This is a genomic window from Mycobacterium sp. (genome assembly GCF_032162105.1).
In the GTDB taxonomy this organism is placed as follows: Bacteria; Actinomycetota; Actinomycetes; order Mycobacteriales; family Mycobacteriaceae; genus Mycobacterium.
Genome location: NZ_JAVRPS010000109.1, coordinates 1 through 4,744, shown reverse-complemented (window position 1 = coordinate 4,744; position 4,744 = coordinate 1). Strand labels below are relative to the sequence as shown.

7 protein-coding genes are annotated in these 4,744 nt (G+C 68.4%); 5 read left to right on the top strand and 2 right to left on the bottom strand.

Annotated elements, in window-relative coordinates; genetic code table 11:
- The first annotated feature begins 129 nt into the window (after positions 1-129).
- On the top strand, positions 130-1,044 hold the full coding sequence (locus QOC69_RS05370) for an alpha/beta hydrolase (RefSeq protein WP_526437121.1): 915 nt from the start codon (positions 130-132) through the stop codon (positions 1,042-1,044).
- Positions 1,031-1,690, top strand: coding sequence for a maleylpyruvate isomerase family mycothiol-dependent enzyme (locus QOC69_RS05365; protein ID WP_526437119.1), 660 nt, complete (start codon positions 1,031-1,033; stop codon positions 1,688-1,690). Before QOC69_RS05370 ends, QOC69_RS05365 begins: the two co-directional genes overlap by 14 nt.
- On the opposite strand, the gene QOC69_RS05360 is transcribed toward QOC69_RS05365, so the two are convergent.
- Positions 1,662-2,051 (bottom strand): VOC family protein, encoded by a 390-nt coding sequence (locus QOC69_RS05360; RefSeq protein ID WP_526437117.1) that lies wholly within the window; start codon positions 2,049-2,051, stop codon positions 1,662-1,664. The genes QOC69_RS05365 and QOC69_RS05360 overlap by 29 nt on opposite strands.
- A 54-nt stretch (positions 2,052-2,105) precedes the next feature.
- Here QOC69_RS05360 and QOC69_RS05355 point away from each other — a divergent pair, with 54 nt between their 5' ends.
- Positions 2,106-2,648, top strand: a complete 543-nt coding sequence (locus QOC69_RS05355; protein WP_526437115.1) for a GNAT family N-acetyltransferase — start codon at positions 2,106-2,108, stop codon at positions 2,646-2,648.
- Here the strand turns inward: QOC69_RS05355 and QOC69_RS05350 are convergent.
- The gene (locus tag QOC69_RS05350) at positions 2,641-3,417 is read right to left on the bottom strand and encodes a class I SAM-dependent methyltransferase (RefSeq protein ID WP_526437113.1); all 777 of its coding nucleotides are present in this window, start codon (positions 3,415-3,417) and stop codon (positions 2,641-2,643) included. The genes QOC69_RS05355 and QOC69_RS05350 overlap by 8 nt on opposite strands.
- Positions 3,418-3,496: 79 nt before the next feature.
- Between QOC69_RS05350 and QOC69_RS05345 the strand changes: the two genes are divergently transcribed.
- Entirely contained in the window at positions 3,497-4,516 is a 1,020-nt protein-coding gene (locus QOC69_RS05345; RefSeq protein ID WP_526437111.1) for a nitronate monooxygenase, read from the top strand.
- A 55-nt stretch (positions 4,517-4,571) separates the two neighbouring features.
- Positions 4,572-4,744, top strand: a 173-nt coding sequence (locus QOC69_RS05340) for a response regulator (RefSeq protein ID WP_526437123.1), incomplete at its 3' end; no start/stop codon positions are given.

Genomic DNA, 4,744 nt, shown 5'->3' with positions numbered 1-4,744 from the left:
AAAGCCGCAGTGGCGATTTCGTCGACCGTGAATCGGGCTCTCACATTTCCTCCCATGCGGAACCTTGACAAGTACAACGTACGTGATGCAGTGTAGCGAATACGTACACCGTACCTATCAAGGAGGGTCATGCCCGCCTCAGCATCCACGAAGATTCCGACCCATCGCGTCGACTTCCCTTCCGGCGGCACTCGGTGCGCGGCGTGGCTGACGCTGCCCACTCGATCCGGACCGCACCCGGCGGTGGTGCTGGTCCATGGTCTCGGCGCGACGCACGACATGATGCTGGCGCAGTACGAACGGCACTTCGCCGCGGCGGGCATCGCGACGCTGGCGTTCGACTACCGCCACACCGGAGCCTCCGACGGGCAACCGCGACAACGCATCTCGATGCCGCGACAACGGGCCGACGTCACCGCGGCACTGTCCTACCTTGGCGAGCGGTGCGACGTCGACCCGGTTCGGCTCGCATTGTGGGGGACCAGCCTTGGCGGCATGAACGTGGTCCGCGTGGCCGCCGCCCGGCCCGACCTCGCGGCCGCCGTGATCCAATGCCCGATCGTGCACGGGCCCGGCGCCGCACGCAGCCTCGGCATCTCGGGTCCGCTGCGGCTGACCCCCGCCATCGTCGAGGACGCCCTGCGCGCAGTGACCCGCCGCGGCCGCCGCTACGTACCGATCGTCGGGCCGCCGGGCAGCGTTGCCATGGTGACCGCGCCAGGAGCGCAGGCCGGGTGGAATTCCACCGTCCCGCCCGATGGTTGCTTCGACAACCGGATCGCCGCGGCCGACGCAGTCGCCATGGTGACGACGTCGGCGCTGCGGCACGCCCGCCGGGTCACCGCGCCACTGCTGGTCTGCGTGTGCGACCAGGAGAACCTGATGGACTCGCGCTACGCCGCACTGGTGACGCGACGGGCTCCGAACGGAGTGGCCCGGCACTACGCGTCGGACCACTTCGCCATCTACCACCCGCCGCTGGTGAGCCAGGTGCTCGCCGACCAGACCGCCTTCCTCAAGGAGCATCTCGATGTCCGTACGTGAGCTGTTGCGCGCCAACGACCTTCGGTTCCTGGCCGTCGCGTCGACCTTGAGTCCCGAGGAGTGGGCTGCACCGAGCCTGTGCGACGCGTGGTCCAACCACGACGTGTTGGCCCACCTGGTCATCGGCTACCGGGCCGGGCTTGGCGTGGTGGCCGTCGAGATGGCCCGGCGTCGCGGTTCATTCGATGACGCGAACACCGAACTGGCCCGCACCTTGGCGGCCACCCGTTGCCCGGCCGACCTGCTCGACGACTTCGGGCGCCTGGTCGACCGCCCGCGCGGCATGGGTCGGTACTTCCCGCGAACCCTGCTGCTGGGCGATCACGTCACCCACGAACTCGACATCCTGCTCGCACTGGACCGGGACCCCGACGTTCCCGACGAAGCCCTCACCGCCGTGCTGAATGCACAAGTGTCGCTGCCGAATCCGTTCGTCCCGGCGTACCGCAACAGCCTCGGCCTGCGGCTGACCGCCATCGACGCGGACTGGACGCACGGCACCGACGGGCCCCGGATCACTGGCCGCGCGGCCGACCTGGTGTCCGTGCTGGGCGACCGGCCCAGCGCGCTGGCGCGACTGAGCGGTGACGGCCTGACCGTGTTGTCGTCGCGGGTGCTCAGTCGCCGGACCCGTATGGCCGGGTGATGATTTCGAGGTAGTGGCCGGCGGGGTCCTGGAAGTAGACGCCGCGGCCGCCGTCGTGGTCATTGATCTCGCCGGGGCGGGCGCCCCGAGGATCGGCCCAATACTGCTGCCCGCGTGAGCGGATGCGGCCGTAGATCGCATCGAACTCGGGTTCGGAGACCAGGAACGCGTAGTGCTGCGGATGGATGTCGCTGTCGTCGGGCGCCTCGGCGAAGTCGAGGCTGACGCCGTGATTGAGAGTCACCGCCAGGAAGGGTCCGAACTCCGCGGCGGGCGGAAGCCCGAAGAGTTCGGTGAAGTAGTCCGCCGACTCGCGACGGTCCTTGGCGGCCACGATGGTGTGGTTGAACGTGATGGCCATTCATTCGAGTCAACCACCTTCGACGCCGTGTGCACAGCACTGCAGGATGGAGCCATGGCGAACCACCTGGTGCTTCCCGGAGTGCTGACCGGCACGCGGGTCCGGCTGCGGGCGCCGCGCGTCACCGACGCCGACGCCATGTTCAACGGGCTGGCGTCCGATCCCGAAGTGACGCGCTACCTGTCCTGGATCCCGCACCGGGGTGTCGACGAAACCCGACGCGTCATCACCAAGCTGTTCAACGTCGGCGACGACCCGACCTGGCTGATCGAGACGCGCGACACCGGCGAGTTCGTCGGCACCTGCGGCTGGATCTGGTTGACACCGCACACGGTGGAGCTGGGGTACTGCCTGGGTCGCCGGTGGTGGCGGCAGGGAATCATGTCCGAGGTAGCGCAGCTGTTGATCGACGAGGCTCGACGCGATCCGACCGTCTACCGGGTTTCGGCGTACTGCCACGTCGACAACGCGGGGTCAGCTGGGGTTCTCCGGCGCTGCGGCCTCACCCTGGAAGGCCGACTCGCGCGGTATGCGGTGTGTCCCAATCTCGGTCCTGAACCGCAGGACTGCCTGATGTTCGGAAAGGCGGTCAGGTAACCGTGCCGCGGGCCGCCCACGCTCGGGCGGCAAGGGTGAAGCCCCGGTCCGGCCCGCCGCTCACCAAACGATCGCGCAGCCTGACGTGTAGTGCCCGACGATCGGATTCGGACAACGAGGCCGCATAGGCACCAGCTGGTCCCTGACCGGACAGGAACGGCTGCCAGTAGTCGTCGAACGAGGCGAAGGTCATGTCGATTCTCAACGGCCGTTCTTCCACGTCCGCAAGCTCCTGGGAACGCAACAGGGCCGTCAACTCGCCGTGGCGGGCCAACGGCATGTGACCCTCGTCGAGCGACGCGGCATTGGGAGCCAGCGCTACGGCTTCGTCCCAGAACGCGCGAAGCATCTCCATGCCGTCGCCGTAATCCCACACCGTCGCGGCCACCACACCGCCCGACCGCGTGACCCTGATCATTTCCCGCACCGCATCGGCTGGATCGGGCAGGAAGTTCAGCACCAGCATCGAGAGGGTCTTGTCGAAAACGGAGTCCGCGCGGGGCAGGGCTTGGGCGTCACCAACCTCGAAACGTACGCGTCGGCTGTGCGAGTGCGCTGCCGCATATTCGACATATGCGGCAGACGGATCGACACCCGTCACCTGCACGGAGGGGATCGCCGCGACTGCAAACGTGAGCGCGCCGGTGCCGCAGCCGACGTCGAGCACGACGTCACCGGGGTTGACGGCGGCGAACTTCACCAGCAGCGGCGCCAGTCGGTGGCTCCAGCGCCCCATGAACCGTTCATAGGCATCACTCTGCGAGAACATCGGGTTTTCTTTCGCCGCCGCCAGCCCATTCGGCTCCACGTGATACGAAGTTACGGAACGAGCTGGTGAGGAGGCAACGATGCCGAGCGGTTTCGATCTGCGGGATCTCGCGGTCCCAGTGATCGTCGCACCCATGGCGGGCGGACCCACGACGCCGGAGCTGGCGGCGGCCGGGTCCAACACGGGTGGCCTGGGCTTCCTGGCCGCCGGTTACCTCAGCGCCGACGTCCTGGCCGAGCGCATCACCGCCGCGCGGGCACTGACGTCGGGCCCGCTTGGCGTGAACTTGTTCGTGGTGCGCTCGAGTGCCGCTCTGCCCGACGCGATCCACCGATACGCGCAAACCCTCGAAAATGAGTCGAAGCGCTACGACGTCCACCTCGGCGAACCCCGCTACGACGACGACCACTGGTCGGCGAAGCTCGACGTGGTGATGGACCTCAAACCCGAGGTGGTGTCCTTCACGTTCGGGCTGCCCGACGCCGAAGAGTGCGCACGGCTGCGCGGCGCGGGCATCACAACGATCGGCACGATCACCACGCTGGCCGAGGCGGAGCTGGCCGTCGCGGTCGGAGTCGACGCAGTGGCCGCGCAGGGTCCGGCGGCGGGTGGGCACCGCGGGACGCTGGACCCGTCGGCCACGCCGCCGACCCAGCCGCTCTCGCAGTTGCTCCGCGCGACCACAGTGCGCCTGGACGTGCCGGTGATCGCCGCTGGTGGGTTGATGACCGCCGTCGACGTCGCCGACGTGCTGGCCTCGGGTGCGGTGGCCGCAAGCCTGGGAACCGCGTTCCTGCTCGCCGACGAAGCGGGCAGCAGCCCGGTGCACCGGGCCGCGCTGCAGGACCCACAGTTCACCGAGACCGTGGTGACCCGATCCTTCTCCGGCCGGTACGCGCGCGGCCTGCGCAACCGCTTCATCGACGAGCACGATGCCGACGCCCCGCTCGGCTATCCCGAGATCCACTACCTGACCAGCCCGCTGCGGGCCGCCGCGGTGCGGGCGGGCGATCCGCACGGCACCAACGTTTGGGCAGGCACCGGTTATCGGAGGGCCAAGGCGGCGCCGGTCGCCGAGATCATGAAGAGCCTGGCATAGCGTCGCCTGGGAATTCAGCCACACGTCAGTTTCGGGCTGAGATCATTGCTCCACGATGCGTCTACTGGTGGTCGAAGACGAACAGCGGCTCGCCGCCGGGCTGCGCAAGGGCCTCGAGGCGGAGGGGTTCGCCGTCGATGTCGCGCACAACGGCACCGACGGCATTTGGATGGCGCGGGAAAACCCTTTCGACGCGATCGTTCTCGACGTCATGCTGCCCGGCGCGAA